Here is a 15876-nt window from a genome sequence, read left to right as displayed (position 1 = left end):
TCAAGAATTGGGCGGTCCGAGGCGAAAAGGCGAAAGGCGAGCGGCAGGGTGATCCCGCGAGCGGCGGGACCACCCGGCGCACTGGCCGGCCCTGCGCACGAGAGCGGGAAGAGGGCCCGGAAACCCTTCGGACCGGACCCGTCTCGTCGGCGGCGAGCGCGGAATTCCGTTGTCTACTGGGCTCCCGGACCCGTCCCGGGTCCAACCCCCCGCCCGGTTGGGGTGCCCCGACTCGACGGACCGACGGCCCTGCACCTGGCTGTGTGGACGAAGTCACGCTCCGTCACGGACGCAGGATCCGGCGATGTCAGAGACGGCCAACCGGCCAAGTCCCGTGCTGGACTGCGCAGCAAACTACCGACTCCACCTCAGATGTCAACCGTGTCCCGATCAGCAGAAACATCAAGTTTCCGCAGGTAGGACATGTATGACCGGCCACCGCAAAGCAGATCAAAGCCCATTTGCGGGTGCCGGCGAGCGGCTTGGCAAGCCCTGGAGGGCCTGCGAAAGCGGCCGCTCGTGGACGACGCCGAGCCGTTGCGTGGCGCGGGTGAGAGCAACATACAGGTCGCTGGACCCTCGTGGCGACTGGGCGGCGATGAGGTCGGGCTCGGCCACGATCACCGAGTCGAACTCCAGCCCCTTGGCGTCGGTCACGCCCATGACGGCCACCGGCGCGTCGAGGGCCTCCGCCCCCTTGGCCCGCCCGGCCCCGGACTCGACGACCACGGTCCCGGCGACGGCCGCCGCCACCTTGGACCCCAGCGTGGCCAGCAGCGCGTCGGGCACCACCACGGCGACCTTGCCGCCCTCGCCGACCTCGGCCTTGGCCAGCTCGGGCAGCGCCGGCAGCGGCGCCGACCACGGCTCCACGCCGAGCTCGCGCACGGACGTGGGGGCCTCCAGCGCGGGGTCGATGGTGGCCAGCACGCGGGCGGCCACCGCCATCAGCTCGACCGGCGTGCGGTAGTTGACGGTGAGCCGCTCCTGGCGCCAGCGCCCGGCGACGTACGGGTCGAGGACCTCCGCCCACGACCGCGCCCCGGCGGCCGAGCCGGTCTGGGCGATGTCGCCGACGATCGTCATCGAACGGGTGGGGCAGCGGCGCATGACGGCCCGCCAGGCCATCGGCGACAGCTCCTGGGCCTCGTCCACGATCACGTGCCCGTAGGCCCAGGTACGGTCGGCGGCGGCGCGCTCGGCGGTGGTCAGGTACGGCCCCTCTCCGCGCTGGCGTTCGGCCAGGCGCTCGGCCTCCATGACGTCGGACAGGCCGGTCAGCTCCAGCACCTCGCGGGCGTAGGCGAGCTCGGCCTCGCGCTGGTGCTCCTCGGCCTGGCGGGCGGCGGCCAGTTCCTCCTCGGCCTGCAGGGCGCTGGCGCGCAGCACCTGCTCGTCGATGTCGCCGAGCAGTTCGGCGGCCTCGTCCAGCAGCGGCACGTCGGACTCGGTCCACTCTCCGAGGCGAGGTCCCTCGCGCCGCAGCAGCGCGCGTTCCTCCGGGCTCAGGCCGGAGGCCGCGTACCCGAGCCGCTCCTCGGAGCCGTACAGGCCGAGCAGGAGCCGCTGAGGCGTCAGGTACGGCCACAGCCGGTTGAGCGCAGCCTTGACCACCGGCTCGGTACGCAGTTCCTCGCGCAGGTCGCCCAGCTCCTCCTCGTCGATGAGCCCCTTGCCGATCTTGCGGGCGTGCTGCCTGGCCAGCGCGTTGAGCAGTGACCTGACGAACACGGCGCGGGCCTGGTTGTGCGGGCGGCGCGAGCGGGCGGCCTTGTTCCTGGCGGCCTCCAGCATGGAACGGTCGACGGTGAGCGTGACGCGGCCGAGGGTGAGCTCGATGGGCTGGCGCGGCACCTTCTGCCGGTCGCGCACGGCCTTGGCGATCACCTCGGTCATGCGCAGGTCGCCCTTGACCGCGGCGACCTCGGGCCGCTCCCTGACGGTGGTGGTCACCCCGGGGTACAGCTCGCCGACCGTGGACAAAAGCACGTCGGTCTCGCCGAGCGAGGGCAGGACCTGCTCGATGTAGCGCAGGAACGTGAGGTTGGGGCCGAGGATGAGCACGCCGCGGCGCTCCAGCCGCTCCCGGTGCGTGTAGAGCAGGTAGGCGGCGCGGTGCAGGGCCACGACGGTCTTGCCGGTGCCGGGGCCGCCCTGGACGACCAGGACGCCGTTCAGGTCGCTGCGGATGACACGGTCCTGCTCGCCCTGGATGGTGGCGACGATGTCGCGCATGCGGCCGGTGCGCCGCTCGTCGAGCGCGGCCAGCAGCGCGGCCTCGCCGTTGAGGGTGGCGCGGTCGTCGTCGCTGAGCGCGTCCAGGTCGAGCAGGTCGTCGTCGACGACGACGACCGTGCGGCCCTTGGTCTGCAGGTGACGGCGCCTGGTCACGCCCATCGGGGCGGCCGGGGTGGCGCGGTAGAACGGCTGCGCCACCGGGGCGCGCCAGTCGATGAGCAGCCGCCGCTGGTCGTCGTCGGTCATGCCGAGCTTGCCGATGTAGAGCCGGCCCTCCTCGGCGTGATCCAGCCGGCCGAAAACCAGGCCGCGCTCGACCGCCCACAGCCGCGCGAGCCTGGCGGCGTACATGTCGGCGAACGTGTCCCGCTCGGACCTGTTCTGCATCGTGCCGACGGCGCCCGCGGCCAGCACCTCCTTGAGCTGCCGCTGGGTACGCTCACGCAGCGTGTCAAGGCGGTCGTAGAGCCGGGTGACGTACGCCTGCTCCCTGGCGAGCTCCGTTTGACGAGTTGCCGCCTGACCATTATTGTGGTTAATGGGACACTCCGGGCCATTCTGCTTGTTGTTACGACAAACGACGACACTAGCATGCCTGTCGAGGTACTCCCGCTCCCTTTCCCCCTTCTTTGCGGTTACCTGCTTTCGCCGGCGTTCGGTTACGTCTTCATTTCACCCCTTGACCATGTCCACCGCGTCTCCTTATGGTCATCCCTAGTTAGGAAAGTTTCCTAACTTCAAGGAGGGGAGACGTCGTGAGCGGTCCGGTTCCGGGGACCCCCAGTCTGCTACGCGCCATCAATGATCGCGCGGCTCTGCAGGCCCTCCTCGAACGCGGCCCGCTGACCCGCCCCGAGATCGGCGCGCTCACCGGCTTGTCCAAGCCGACGGCGTCCCAGCTTCTCTCCCGGCTGCAGGAGGCGGGGCTGGTGGTGCTCGACGGCATCCGGGAGGGCCTGCCGGGCCGGACGGCGGAGGTCTACCGGATCAACCCGGCGGCGGCCTACGTGGGCGCGCTCGACGTCACCCCGGACCGGATCGAGGCCAAGGTGGCCGACATCACCGGCGCGATCGTGGGCGAGCACACCCTGCCGACGCCGCGCCGCCCTCACGGCGAGCTCGTCGACCGGCTCAACACGGCGCTGCTGGGCGCGAACCCGCCCGACAAGCTGCGCCGCGTCGTGATCGGCGTGCAGGCCGCCATCGACCCGACGACCCGCAGGCTCGGGTACGCCGCCGCCAAGGACGTGCCCGGCTGGCAGATCCCCGACCTCGTGCCCACCCTCAGCGCCGGGCTCGGCGTGCCGGTGGACGTCGAGAACAACGTCAACCTCGTCGCGCTCGCCGAGCAGGCCCACGGCGCCGCCCACGACAGCCAGGACTTCGTGCTGCTGTGGGCGGACGAGGGCATCGGCTCGGCCATCGTCCTGGGCGGGCGGATGCACCGGGGCGCGACGGGCGGCGCGGGCGAGGTCGGCTACATGCCGACCCCGGGCGCGCCGACGGCCCGCGAGGCCGGCCGCTACGCCAACCACGGCTACCAGGCGCTCGCCGGCGGCCCGTCCGTGCTCAAGCTGCTGCGCTCGTACGGCGTGCGCGGCGCCGACTTCCGCCAGGCGATCACGAACGCCGTGCGCGCCGCGGAAGGCACCGGGCAGAAGGCCGACGACGCCAGGGCGGGGCTGCGCGACATCGCCGCCCGCCTGGCCGTGGGCCTGGCCGCCATCACGTCCGTCGTCGACCCCGGCCTGATCGTGCTGACCGGCGGCATCGTGCTGACCGGCGGCGAGACCCTGCGCGAGCTCGTCGAGCACGAGCTGCACGCGCTGACCATCCCGCGACCCCGTGTGCGGCTGTCGAACGTCGCGGGCAACCCGGTCCTGGCCGGCGCGCTCGACCTCGCCCTCGACACCGTGCGCGAGGAGGTCTTCAGCTCCACCCTTCCCACCTGATCACCTGATCACCTGATCACCTGGCAGGAGGCACCCCCCGTGCGCTTCGTCCCCCTGGCGGTCGCCGCGGCCCTTCTGGGCTCGGCGCTGACCGCCTGCACCGCCGGCAAGGAGGCAGGGCCGTCGCTCGGCGCCCAGCCCAAACCCTCAGGATCCGCCTCGCAGGCACTCCCGGCCGCCACCATCGAGCTGTGGCACGGCTTCTCCACCGACGCCGAGGTCAAGGCGTTCGAGGACGCCATCGCCGGGTTCAACAAGAAGTTCCCGCAGATCACCGTCAAGGCCACCAAGGGCGTGCAGGACGACCAGATCACCCAGGCCATCCGCGGCGGCAACGCGCCCGACGTCGCGGCCTCGTTCACGACCGACAACGTCGCCCAGTGGTGCAAGTCGGGAGCGTTCCAAGATCTCACCCCGGTGATCGCGCAGGACGGCATCGACCTGTCGGTGCTGCCCGCGGTGGCACGTTCCTACACGGCCTTCGAGGGCAAGCAGTGCACGCTGCCGCTGCTGGCCGACGCCTACGGCCTCTACTACAACAAGGCCCTGATGAAGGGCGACGCGCCGCCCAAGACGCTGAGCGAGCTGGCTGAGCTGGCCAAGAAGCTCACCGTCCGCGACGCGGACGGCACCATCAAGGTGGCCGGTTTCATCCCGAGCGTCCAGTACTACGAGAACAGCCCGAGCCACCTCGGCCCCATGGTGGGCGCCAAGTGGTACAACGACGACGGCACCTCGGCCATCGGCTCCGACCCGGCGTGGAAACAGCTGCTGACATGGCAGAAGGAGCTGGTCGACTGGTACGGCTACGACAAGCTGGAGAAGTTCCGCAAAGGGCTGGGCGACGAGTGGAGCGCCGAGCACCCGTTCTTCAAGGGCAAGGTCGCCATGATCCTGGACGGCGAGTGGCGCAACGCCATGATCGCCAACGACGCCAAGGACCTGGACTACGGCACCGCTCCCCTGCCCGTCGCCGACGACAAACCCGACCTGTACGGCAGCGGCTTCACCGCCGGCACCGTGATCGGCGTGCCGAAGGGCGCCAAGCACCCGCAGCAGGCCTGGGAGCTGGTCAAGTATCTGACCACCGACACGGGCTCGCTGGTGACGCTGTCGAACGCGCTGCGCAACGTCCCCACGACGAAGGCGTCCATGGACTCCCCCGACCTGGCCAAGGACGACAGGTTCAAGACCTTCCTCGACATCTTCGCCCATCCGAAGACCTCGACGCTGCCCGCCAGCGTGAACAGCGTCTTCAACCAGGAGGTCTTCAGCACGTTCATGACGAAGTGGGAGAAGGGCGGCGTGCCGGACCTGGACGCCGGGCTGAAGGACGTCGACAAGCAGATCAACGACAAGCTGAAGCTGTCCGGAGGCTGATCGTGACCTCCATCCCCGCCGCGCCGCCGCGATGGCGGCGCGGCGAGGGCCTGCGCGCCCTCGTCTGGCTGTCGCCGTGGATCGCCGGCGTGTCGATCTTCTTCGTCTATCCGCTGCTGTCCACGGTGTACTTCTCCTTCCACCGCTACGACATGTACACCCTCGAGTTCATCGGCCTGGACAACTACCGCTACCTGCTGAAGGACCCCCGGGTGGCGACCTCGGCGAAGAACACGCTGTGGCTGGTGGCCGTCATGGTCCCCACGACCGTGCTGTTCTCCCTCGCCCTCGCCCAGCTGGTGATCAGGCTGAAGGCGGGCGTCGGACTTCTGCGGACGGTCTTCTATCTGCCGTCGCTGGTGCCGATGACCGCGGGCACGATCACGTTCGTGTTCCTGCTGAACCCGGGCACCGGCCCGGTCAACCAGGTCCTCTCCTGGTTCGGGATCGCCGGGCCCGACTGGTTCGGCGACCCGGCCTGGTCCAAGCCGAGCCTGACGATGCTGTCGCTGTGGGGCTGCGGCCAGCTGATGGTGATCTTCATGGCGGCGCTGCTCGACGTGCCCAAGCACCTGTACGAGGCCGCCGCGATCGACGGCGCGGGGCCCTGGCGGCAGTTCCGCAGCGTGACGCTGCCGATGATCGCGCCGGTGCTGATGTTCGCCCTGGTCACGAACGTCATCTACGCCCTGCAGTACTTCTCCCAGGCGATGGTCGCCTCCCGCGTCGCCTCGGGCGTGACCGACTCGGCCGGCAGCAGCTTCTCCCCCGGTTACCCGGACGAGTCGCTGCTCACGTTGCCGCAGTGGCTGTTCCACGTGGGCTTCCGCGACTTCTCCATGGGGTACGCCTGCGTGCTGGCGCTGCTGCTGTTCGGCACCTCGATGATCTTCACGCTGATCCTGCTGCGGCAGTTCCGCCGGGCCGAGGAGGTCTCATGAGCGCCACGATCACCGCCTCTGCGCAGCCCGCGCTCGCCCGGCACGCGCGGCGCGGCGGCGACCGGTCCCGGCGGCGGCGGCGCGTGCTGCTGTGGATCGCCACCCACGCGCTGGCGATCGCGCTGGCGCTGATGTTCCTGGCGCCGGTGGTGTTCATCGCGCTGACCGCGCTGATGACCGACGAGCAGGCGCTGACCAGCGACCTGTGGCCGCAGACCTGGAACTGGGACAACTTCACCGAGGTGTTCGAGAAGTCGCGGCTGGTGCGGTGGGCGGGCAACACGCTGATGTACGCGGCCCTCGGCACCCTGTTCACCGTGGTGTCGTCGGTGCCGGTGGCGTACGCGCTGGCCAGGTTCCGGTTCCGGGGGCGGCGGGCGGCGTTCCTCGTGGTGATCACCGCGATGATGCTGCCGCCGCAGGTCGTCGCGGTGCCGATCTACCTGGTGTGGGCGCGGCTGGGGCTGACCGACAGCCTGTGGCCGTTGATCCTTCCGCTGCTGCTCGGGGACGCGTTCTCCATCTTCCTGCTCCGGCAGTTCCTGGTGACCATCCCGCGCGACTACACCGACGCGGCCAAGGTGGACGGCTGCTCGGACTTCCGGACGCTGATCAGGGTGGTGCTGCCGATGGCGCGGCCGGCGATCGCGGCGGTCGCCCTGTTCCAGTTCTTCTACTGCTGGAACGATTACTACGGCCCGTTGTTGTACGCCGGCGTCGAGCAGGAGAATCTGACGCTGTCGCTCGGGCTGGCGACGTTCAAGGCGTTCCACAGCGTGCAGTGGAACCTCACCATGGCCGCCACCCTCCTGGTGACGGCACCGGTGATCATCGTGTTCTTCCTCGCCCAGAAGGTGTTCATCGAGGGCGTGACCTTGACAGGAGTGAAGGGTTGAAACTGGCTGTGGTCGGGGGCGGGTCGACGTACACGCCGGAGCTGGTCGACGGGTTCGCCCGGTTGCGCGACGAGCTTCCGGTGACGGAGATCGCGCTGATAGACCCCAACACCGCGCGGCTCGATCTGGTGGCGGGGGTGTCGCGGCGGATGCTCGCGCACGCCCGGCATCCCGCCCGCGTGCTGGCCACCTCTTCGGTGGCCGAGGGCGTGGCGGGGGCGGACGTGGTGCTGTTCCAGCTCCGGGTGGGCGGTCAGGCAGCCAGGGAGGTGGATGAGACGCTGCCGCTGCGCTGCGGCTGCGTGGGGCAGGAGACGACGGGCGCGGGCGGGCTGGCCAAGGCGCTGCGCACGGTGCCGGTCGTGCTCGAGATCGCCGAGACGGTACGCGAGCACGCCCCCGGCGCCTGGATCGTGGACTTCACCAACCCGGTCGGCATCGTCACCCGGGCGCTGCTCGACGCCGGGCACCGCGCGATCGGGCTGTGCAACGTGGCGATCGGCTTCCAGCGCCGCTTCGCGGCCTGGCTCGGCGTGGATCCGGCGCGGGTGTCGCTCGGGCACGTCGGGCTCAACCATCTGACCTGGGAGCGGGCCGTCCACCTGGACGGCGAGGACGTGCTGCCCGCCCTGCTGGCCGAGCACGGCCAGGAGATCGCCGACAGCGTCGGGCTGCGGCTCGGGCTGCTGGAGCGGCTCGGCGTGGTGCCGTCCTACTATCTGCGGTACTTCTACGCGCACGACGTGGTGGTGCGCGAGCAGCGCGCGAAGCCGTCGCGGGCGGCGGAGGTGGCGGAGATGGAGGCGCGGCTGCTGGACATGTACGCCGACCCCGCCGTGGTCACCAAGCCGGAGCTGCTGTCCCAGCGGGGCGGGGCGTTCTATTCGGAGGCGGCGGTGGCGCTGATCGCGTCGCTGCTCGGCGACCGGGGCGACACCCAGGTGGTGAACGTCCGCAACGGCGGCACGCTGCCGTTCCTGGGCGAGGAGACGGTGATCGAGGTGCCCGCGGCCGTGGGCGCGGGCGGGGCCGTGCCGCTGCCGATGCCCGCCGTCGAGCCGCTGTACGCCGGGCTGATCGCGAACGTGTCCGCGTACGAGAGGCTGGCCTTGGACGCGGCCCTGCACGGCGGCGCGGACCGCGTGCGCGACGCGCTGCTCGCCCATCCGCTGGTCGGGCAGGACGAGCTGGTGGAGGAGCTGACGGGACTGCTGCTGGAGGCCGGTCGCGAGCACCTGCCGTGGACGGTGGGCGAGTGACGCTCGACGGGGGGAGAGCGGCGCGGCCCCGGCTCGCCCTGGCCGTGGACGGCGGCAACAGCAAGACGGACGTGGCGCTGGTGTCGGAGGACGGCGAGGTGCTGGCGACGGGGCGCTCGGGCCCGTTCGCGCCGCAGCGTGAGGGGGTGGCGGCCGCCGTGGGCGTCGTCGAGACGGCCCTCGCGGCGCTGGGCGGCGTGCCCGCGGGCGGCTTCGGCCATGTGTCGGCCTGCCTGGCGGGCGCGGATCTGCCCGTCGAGGAGGAGGCGCTCGCGCGGGAGTTCACGGCCAGGGGGTTCGGCGCCGACGTCGTGGTGCGCAACGACACGTTCGCGCTGCTGCGGGCCGGCGCGTCCGCCTCCTGGGGGGTGGCCGTCGTGTGCGGGGCGGGTGTCAACGCGGTCGGCGTCTCCCCCACCGGCGAGGTGGCCCGCTTCCCGGCGCTCGGCCGGCTCAGCGGGGACTGGGGCGGCGGCCACGGCCTGGCGGAGGAGGCGTTGTGGCACGCCGCCCGGGCCGAGGACGGCCGGGGCGTCCCGACCGCGCTGGCCGATCTGATCATGTCCCATTTCGGGACGGGGACCGTCGAGGAGCTGGTGCTGGAGATCCACTTCGGGCGGCTGGGCGAGGGGCGGCTGCACGAGCTGGCGCCCGGCGTGTTCGCGGTGGCGGCCGCCGGGGACCCTGTGGCCAGGTCGCTGATCGAGCGGCAGGCCGAGGAGGTGGCGGTCCTGGCCGAGGTGTGCCTGCGCCGGCTCGGCCTGCTGGAGACCGCGACGGAGGTGGTGCTGGGCGGGGGCCTGCTGACGGCCCGGGACCCGCTGCTGACGTCGCTGCTGGACGCGGCGTTCGCGCTCCGGGCGCCGCGGGCCAAGCTCGTGGTGGCCGACGTGCCCCCGGTGATGGGCGCGGCCCTCCTCGCCCTGGACCACCTCTCCGCCTCGGAGCCGGCCAAGGCCCGCCTCCGCGCCCACTACGAGCCGGCGACCCCGCCCTGACCGCGGCACCGGGGCCTTGGGGCGGCGGACGCCCCCGGCGCGTCAGGCCGGAGCGTCGCGCAGGAGGCGGGCGCGGCTGTTGGACAGGTGGACGCGGGCGGCGGCCCTGGCCGCTTCGGCATCCTGGCGTTCGATCGCGGCGTAGATGTTGTCGTGCTCGGCCACGATCCTGGCGAAGTCCTCCCGCCCGGGCTGGAGCCGGTCACGCGGCATGATGATCATCGACGGCCCCAGCGAGGCGAGCAGGTCGGCGAAGTACCGGTTGCCGGTCGTCACGGCGATCCGCAGGTGGAACCGGTAGTCGGCGTTGACCGCCGCGCTCGGGTGCCCGGCGGCCGACTCGAAGCCCCGCAGGGCCTCCCGCAGCCCGGCCAGGCCCGGGCCGGTGCGGCGGGCGGCGGCCAGGCCGGCCGACTCGACCTCGACCCCCATGCGGAAGTCGAGCAGGTCGAGCACCTCCTGCCGGGTCCTGGCGGGCGCGGGGTCGAACCCGGTGGTGCTCGGCCGGGCCAGCACGAAGCTGCCCCGCCCGTGCTGGGTCTCGATCAGCCCGGCCGCCTTGAGCCGGGCGATGGCCTCGCGTACGACGGTCCTGCTCACGCCGTGCGTCTCCACCAGGTCGCTCTCGGTCGGCAGCCGCTCCCCCGGTCTGATCACGCCTTCCTGGATGCGCGCGGTCAGCGTGTCGACGAGCTGCTGGGTGCGGCTGGTCACGTCTCGTACCGCTCGGCGGTCCACTTGAGCGCCTGCTCGCTCATCGTGACGCCGAGTCCCGCCCGCCCGGGGACGAGCATCCGCCCGTCGCGGATCTCCAGCCGCTCGTTGAACAGCGGCTCCAGCCACTCGAAGTGCTCCACCCACGGCTCCATCGCGTACGCGGCGGCCAGGTGGAGGTGGATCTCCATGGCGAAGTGCGGCGCGAGCTGGAGGCGCTCGTGCTCGGCGAGGGCCGCCAGGCGCAGGAACGGGGTGATGCCGCCGATGCGAGGGGCGTCCGGCTGGACGATGTCCGCGCCGCGGGCCCTGATCAGCTCGGCGTGCTCGCCGACGCTGGTCAGCATCTCGCCGGTGGCGATCGGGGTGTCCAGGGCGGCGGCCAGGGCCGCGTGGCCGGCGTGGTCGTAGGCGTCCAGCGGCTCCTCGATCCAGACGAGGCCGTGCTCCTCCAGCGCCCGCCCCATCCGCGCGGCCGTCGGCCGGTCCCACTGCTGGTTGGCGTCGACCATCAGCGGCACCGCGTCGCCGAGGTGCTCGCGGACGGCCTTGACCCGGGCCAGGTCCGCCCGGGTGTCCGGCTGGCCGACCTTGATCTTGATGCCGGCGATGCCGCGCTCCAGCGCCGCCGTGGCGTTCTCCAGCACCTGCTCGATGGGCGCGTGCAGGAACCCGCCCGAGGTGTTGTAGCAGCGCACGGAGTCGCGGTGCGCGCCCAGCAGCTTGGCCAGCGGCAGGCCGGCGCGCTTGGCCTTCATGTCCCACAGCGCGATGTCGAGCGCGGCGATGGCCTGGACCGCCAGCCCGCTGCGCCCGACCGACGCGCCCGCCCAGCACAGCTTGTCCCACAGCCGGGCGATGTCGTTGGGGTCCTCACCGACCAGATCGTTCGCGATCTCCTTGGCGTGCGCGTACTGGCCGGGGCCGCCGGCGCGCTTGGAATAGCCGAACCCGATGCCCTCGTGCCCCTGCTCGGTGCCGATCTCGGCGAACAGGAACGCGATCTCGGTCATCGGCCGCTGCCGCCCGGTGAGCACCTTGGCATCGCTGACCGGCGTGTCGAGGGGGAGGTAGACGGAGGAAAGGCGCACCCAGGCGATACGATCCGCAGAAGTCATCATGATGACATCCTATGTCGTCGTACAACCCAGGCGCCAGCGACGGTCGCCGCGGCCAGGGCGTAGGCGGCGGTGCCGTCCCCGGTCAGGTACGCGGCCGCGCCCGCCAGGGGCACGCCGAGCCACTCCCAGCGGCCGTCGAGGGCGACCAGGCCGACGATCAGCAGCGCGTACCAGGGGTAGCCGGGGGTCAGGACGAGGAAGGCCACGCCGGTCAGCACCAGCGCGCCGCGCCACGGGCGTTCCGGGTCGCCGCGCCTGAGGACGTGGAGCACGACGGCGGCGAGGATCACGAGGGCGGCGGGCAGCGCCCAGGAGTCCGGCAGAAGCATGCGCAGCAGCGCGTACCGGTCGCGGGCGCCGGCCTCGTCGTAGCCCTCCTCGGCCACGTACCCGGACAGGTAGCCGAGCACGGACGCCCGCGAGGCCAGGACGTACGGCAGGTAGGAGAGGACCACCACGAGGACGGCCGGGATCAGCGTGCGCAGGGCGCGCCGGGCGGCCCGCGGGCTCGACAGCGCCCCCGGCAGCGCGCCGGGCAGCACCACGGCGGGCACCAGTTTCACCGCGACCGCCGCCCCCAGCAGCGCTCCCCGGCCACGGAGAGCGCCGAGGGCGAGCACCACGGCGGCCACCGCGAGCATGTCGACGTGGGCGTTGTTCACGGCCTCCATGGGGACGGCGGGGCACCACGCCCAGAACGCGGCCTGCCGGACGTCGCGCCGGCGCAGCAGGAGCAGCAGGGCGGCCGTGGTGCCGGCCGCCAGGAGCGCGCCGGACACCTGCAGCGGCTTGTGCCGCGCCCCCTCGGGCGAGAGGCGGTCCACCAGCAGGAAGTACGCCTCCGCCAGCGGCGGGTAGATCGTGTGCACGGCAGGCCGGTTGATCCTCGTACATCCGCCGTCGATCGGATAGAAATGTCCTTCGGCGCAACCGGGGAACAGCCAGGGGTCACGGAGATGGGCGAGGGCGGGGTCGGCCGGAGCATGGTCATAGGGGGATATGCCGGCCGACTGGACGCGCCCGTCCCAGGCGTACCGGAAGGAGTCCGTGCTGGTGCTCGGCGGGCCCAGCAGGCCGGTGGCGACCAGCGCCAGACCCCCGGCCAGCACCAGCCGCCGGGCAGGCGCCTCCGGCACGCCGCGCAGCGCCCAGACCGCGCCGCCGAACAGCGCCCAGGCGGCCCCGTACCACCAGAAGATCCCGCCCGGGGCGCTGGAGAAGACGACGGCGAGGACGGTCGCCTGCGCGGCCAGCAGCGCCGCGACCAAGCCCACCCGCCGCGGTGCGGCTTTCATGATGTGCAGCGTCGCACCGCCGGGCGCCCGTGCGGCGCTCGCGGCCGATTCCGTCAGCGCTTCGTAAGAGGTCGGCGCCGTAGGGACGCCTTAAGAATTCCGTAAACGGATCCCACCATGCTGTAGGCACATGACCACGAAGAGAGAAGGAGAGACCGCGATGGCCGGCAAGCTGGTGGTTGGCACGTTCGTGACGCTGGACGGGATCATGCAGGCCCCCGGCGGGCCCGGCGAGGACCCCTCCGACGGCTTCCAGCACGAAGGATGGCTGCCGCCGCACCTGGACGAGGGGTTCGACCGCATCATGGGCCCGCTGTTCGACCGCGCGGACGGCCTGCTGCTGGGCCGCAGGTCCTACGACATCCTCTCCTCGCACTGGCCGAACGTGCCGGACGAGGAGGGCGGCGCCAAGATCAACAGCATGCCGAAGTACGTCACCACGCGGACGCCTAGGAAGGCCGGCTGGCGCAACACGGAGGTCCTGGTGGGCGAGGCCGCCGAGACGGTCGCCGACCTGAAGAAGCGCACCGACGGCGTGATCCTCGTCCAGGGCAGCAGCGACCTCCTGCGGACGCTGCAGCGGGCCGAGCTGGTCGACGAGTATCACCTGCTGGTCTTCCCGGTCGTCCTCGGCCAGGGAAAGCGGCTGTTCGCCGAGGGCACCGTGCCGGCCGGGCTGAAGCTCTCCCGTGCCGGCACCACCGACGCCGGCGTCGTTCACCTCGTCTACGAGTGGGCGGGCAGGCCCGCGTACGGCACCGTCTGAGCCACGCTCAGGCGGGGCCGTCCTGGCCGCCGGGGGGCTCGGCGGCCACGTCGGGGGCGCGGTGCTCGTACGGCGTGCTCAGCACGACCGTGGTGCGGGTGGAGACGTTGGCCGCGGCGCGGATCTGCTGCAGCAGATCCTCCAGCGCCACCGGCGAGGCAACCCGCACCTTCAGGATGTAGCTCTCGTCGCCGGCCACGCTGTGGCACGCCTCGATCGCCGTCAGGTGGGCCAGCCGCTCAGGGGCGTCGTCGGGCGCCGCGGGATCGATCGGCTTGATCGACACGAACGCGGTCAGCGGCAGCCCGATCGCGTCATGGTCGACGATCGCGGCGTATCCGCGCACGACACCGCGCTTCTCCAGGCGGCGCACCCGCTGATGCACCGCCGAGACCGAGAGCCCGGTCTCCCTGGCCAGATCGGTGAAGCTCATGCGGCCGTCGCGGGCCAGCAGTGTCACGATCCGGCGGTCGATCTCCTCCATCGGATCAAAGGTAGCCGGTCATGGTCACGACATGGTTCCGACCGGGGTCGCGCCCCGGCGCATCGCGTGCTCCACCAGCGTGATGAGGACCTCCCTGCCCGAGTCGCGTCTGCGGGCGTCGCAGCGCACGATGGGGATGTCGGGCTCCAGGCCGATCGCCTGGCGGACCTCGCCGACGGTGAAGGGATGCGTGCCCTCGAAGCAGTTGAGCGCCACGATGAACGGCTGGTCGCGCTTTTCGAAGTAGTCGACGGACGGGAAGCAGTCATCCAGGCGGCGCGTGTCGGCCAGCACCACGGCGCCCAGCGCGCCCAGCGCGAGCTCGTCCCACACGAACCAGAACCGCTCCTGGCCGGGGGTGCCGAACAGGTAGAGCATGTAGTCGTTGGCGATGGTGATGCGGCCGAAGTCCATGGCCACGGTGGTGGTGAGTTTCCGCTCCACGCCGGACAGGTCGTCGACGTGCGTCCCGACCTGGGTGAGCGCCTCCTCGGTGCGCAGTGGCCGGGTCTCGGAGACGGCGCCGACCATCGTGGTCTTGCCCGCGCCGAATCCACCGGCGATCAAGATCTTGATCGCCGTCGGTAGTCGCCAATGGTCAGAGCGACCGAATTCCATCCAGCACCGCCCGTACATCTCCCGCGCATGCGCGGCCCCGCCCTGAGGTGCCGTGGTCAGTGGTACCTGTCAAGGTGTGTTGAGAAGGCCGATCCACATGCCTGGCATCGAGACACTCTAGCAACGTCACATTTTCCACTCAAGCCGCGTTCTTTTACAAGAAACAAAATGTCACGGTTTGTCGCTCTGAGCACCGTTATTTGCCGGTCTCGCCCGGGCATGGTCAAGTCCAGTTGTCAGGAGATCCGACAAGCCCTTTACGCGGGCCGGCCGTGGTCTGAGATGCCGGTGAACCCGGCGTTGAATCCGATCTGTCTGCGCAGGTAGGAAGCGGTGCGGGGGCTGTGCTCGCGCACCGGCTCGATCAGCTGGGCCGCCTCGCGCGCGAGGCCGGCCATCGCGTCCGTCACCTCGGCGCGGCTGACGCCGAGGCCCAGAATGTTGAGATCGCCCCAGCTCATGTCCTTCCGGTACGACGCCACGTCGCCGAGCAGGTGCAGATAGCGCTGCACCTGGCGGCTGACGGCGCGGAGATCCTCCAGGTGCGCCTTCGCCCAGTCGTCGGCCGTGTAGATCCAGTGCGACAGGTCCACGAAGCAGGAGCCGCGGCTGTCGGCGTTGACGAGGTAGCCGTCCAGCGTCGGCATGACCTGGGTGTCGCGCCACACCCACGCCCTGGACATGCCCGCCAGCATCCTGGCGAGCTGGTCCCGCCAGAGCCACTGCAGGTCGCCGAACTCCTTGACGGTGGCCAGCTCGTCACGCAGATCGGCCAGGAAGCGGGTGACCGCCGAGCGGGGCACGGCGCCGTCGGCGACGGACAGGCATTCGCGGGTGAGGCGGTTCACCTGCTCGCGGGTCGTCGCGGTGTGGTCGACGAGGCGGTCGACGGCCAGGACCCACAGGGCGGCCCGGTTGACGACCTTCAGGCGGTCGGCGGTGGCCCAGGGGGCGCTGAAGGCCGTGGCGAGGGTCAGGGTGGTGTACAGCTCGTTGTCGAAGGCCGCGGGCGGGAACAGCGCGCCGTACATCTGGGCGCAGCGGCGCAGGTCCCTGCGGCATTCGGCGGCCATGGCGCACGTCCTGCCGAGCTCGAACGCCTCGCCCGGCTCGCCGTCCGCCATCCTAGGGCCGCTCGATCGGCTCGCGGATCATGGGCGACGACCCCCAATACCCGGATATATGCGTATATTCGAATAATTCTTTCATGATCG

The 15876-nt window shown here is 71.3% G+C and carries 14 protein-coding genes; 7 read left to right on the top strand and 7 right to left on the bottom strand.

What is annotated here, in order from left to right; translation table 11 throughout:
* Nucleotides 1-450 precede the first annotated feature (450 nt).
* Nucleotides 451-2652, bottom strand: a complete 2202-nt coding sequence (locus ACIBX3_RS20310) for a HelD family protein (RefSeq protein ID WP_397119072.1) — start codon at nt 2650-2652, stop codon at nt 451-453.
* A gap of 341 nt (nt 2653-2993) precedes the next feature.
* On the opposite strand from ACIBX3_RS20310, the gene ACIBX3_RS20305 reads away from it, so the two are divergent.
* From ACIBX3_RS20305 to ACIBX3_RS20280, 6 genes are read left to right on the top strand one after another with little or no spacing between them, the layout of a single operon-like run.
* Nucleotides 2994-4190: an ROK family protein gene (locus tag ACIBX3_RS20305; RefSeq protein ID WP_397119070.1), complete on the top strand. Its 1197-nt coding sequence runs from the start codon at nt 2994-2996 to the stop codon at nt 4188-4190.
* Between the two features lie 39 nt (nt 4191-4229).
* On the top strand, nt 4230-5570 hold the full coding sequence (locus ACIBX3_RS20300) for an ABC transporter substrate-binding protein (protein ID WP_397119068.1): 1341 nt from the start codon (nt 4230-4232) through the stop codon (nt 5568-5570).
* A 2-nt stretch (nt 5571-5572) separates the two neighbouring features.
* Nucleotides 5573-6511, top strand: coding sequence for a carbohydrate ABC transporter permease (locus tag ACIBX3_RS20295; protein ID WP_397119066.1), 939 nt, complete (start codon nt 5573-5575; stop codon nt 6509-6511).
* Complete coding sequence (locus ACIBX3_RS20290) at nt 6508-7407, top strand: carbohydrate ABC transporter permease (RefSeq protein ID WP_397119064.1); 900 nt, start codon at nt 6508-6510, stop codon at nt 7405-7407. Before ACIBX3_RS20295 ends, ACIBX3_RS20290 begins: the two co-directional genes overlap by 4 nt.
* Nucleotides 7404-8666 (top strand): 6-phospho-beta-glucosidase, encoded by a 1263-nt coding sequence (locus ACIBX3_RS20285; RefSeq protein WP_397119060.1) that lies wholly within the window; start codon nt 7404-7406, stop codon nt 8664-8666. Before ACIBX3_RS20290 ends, ACIBX3_RS20285 begins: the two co-directional genes overlap by 4 nt.
* Entirely contained in the window at nt 8663-9664 is a 1002-nt protein-coding gene (locus ACIBX3_RS20280; protein WP_397119058.1) for an N-acetylglucosamine kinase, read from the top strand. Before ACIBX3_RS20285 ends, ACIBX3_RS20280 begins: the two co-directional genes overlap by 4 nt.
* Before the next feature lie 42 nt (nt 9665-9706).
* On the opposite strand, the gene ACIBX3_RS20275 is transcribed toward ACIBX3_RS20280, so the two are convergent.
* From ACIBX3_RS20275 to ACIBX3_RS20265, 3 genes are read right to left on the bottom strand one after another with little or no spacing between them, the layout of a single operon-like run.
* Complete coding sequence (locus tag ACIBX3_RS20275; protein WP_397119056.1) at nt 9707-10378, bottom strand: FadR/GntR family transcriptional regulator; 672 nt, start codon at nt 10376-10378, stop codon at nt 9707-9709.
* A complete protein-coding gene (locus ACIBX3_RS20270; protein WP_397119054.1) occupies nt 10375-11499 on the bottom strand; it encodes a mandelate racemase/muconate lactonizing enzyme family protein in 1125 nt (374 codons plus the stop codon). Before ACIBX3_RS20270 ends, ACIBX3_RS20275 begins: the two co-directional genes overlap by 4 nt.
* A complete protein-coding gene (locus tag ACIBX3_RS20265; RefSeq protein WP_397119052.1) occupies nt 11496-12794 on the bottom strand; it encodes a glycosyltransferase 87 family protein in 1299 nt (432 codons plus the stop codon). The genes ACIBX3_RS20270 and ACIBX3_RS20265 overlap by 4 nt, the downstream gene beginning before the upstream one ends.
* A 130-nt stretch (nt 12795-12924) precedes the next feature.
* Here ACIBX3_RS20265 and ACIBX3_RS20260 point away from each other — a divergent pair, with 130 nt between their 5' ends.
* Complete coding sequence (locus tag ACIBX3_RS20260; protein ID WP_397119050.1) at nt 12925-13560, top strand: dihydrofolate reductase family protein; 636 nt, start codon at nt 12925-12927, stop codon at nt 13558-13560.
* A gap of 7 nt (nt 13561-13567) precedes the next feature.
* On the opposite strand, the gene ACIBX3_RS20255 is transcribed toward ACIBX3_RS20260, so the two are convergent.
* The 3 genes from ACIBX3_RS20255 to ACIBX3_RS20245 all read right to left on the bottom strand — a co-directional run bounded on the left by ACIBX3_RS20255 (nt 13568) and on the right by ACIBX3_RS20245 (nt 15786).
* Nucleotides 13568-14044: an Lrp/AsnC family transcriptional regulator gene (locus ACIBX3_RS20255; protein ID WP_397119048.1), complete on the bottom strand. Its 477-nt coding sequence runs from the start codon at nt 14042-14044 to the stop codon at nt 13568-13570.
* A gap of 24 nt (nt 14045-14068) precedes the next feature.
* Nucleotides 14069-14662, bottom strand: a complete 594-nt coding sequence (locus ACIBX3_RS20250; protein WP_397119046.1) for a GTP-binding protein — start codon at nt 14660-14662, stop codon at nt 14069-14071.
* A gap of 257 nt (nt 14663-14919) precedes the next feature.
* On the bottom strand, nt 14920-15786 hold the full coding sequence (locus tag ACIBX3_RS20245; protein ID WP_397119045.1) for a terpene synthase family protein: 867 nt from the start codon (nt 15784-15786) through the stop codon (nt 14920-14922).
* Nucleotides 15787-15876: the final 90 nt, after the last annotated feature.

The sequence above is a fragment of the Nonomuraea sp. NPDC049480 genome (assembly GCF_044465905.1).
In the GTDB taxonomy this organism is placed as follows: Bacteria; Actinomycetota; Actinomycetes; order Streptosporangiales; family Streptosporangiaceae; genus Nonomuraea.
Note: the sequence above shows the minus strand (reverse complement) of the source record. Positions and strands in the feature narration are given on the sequence as shown.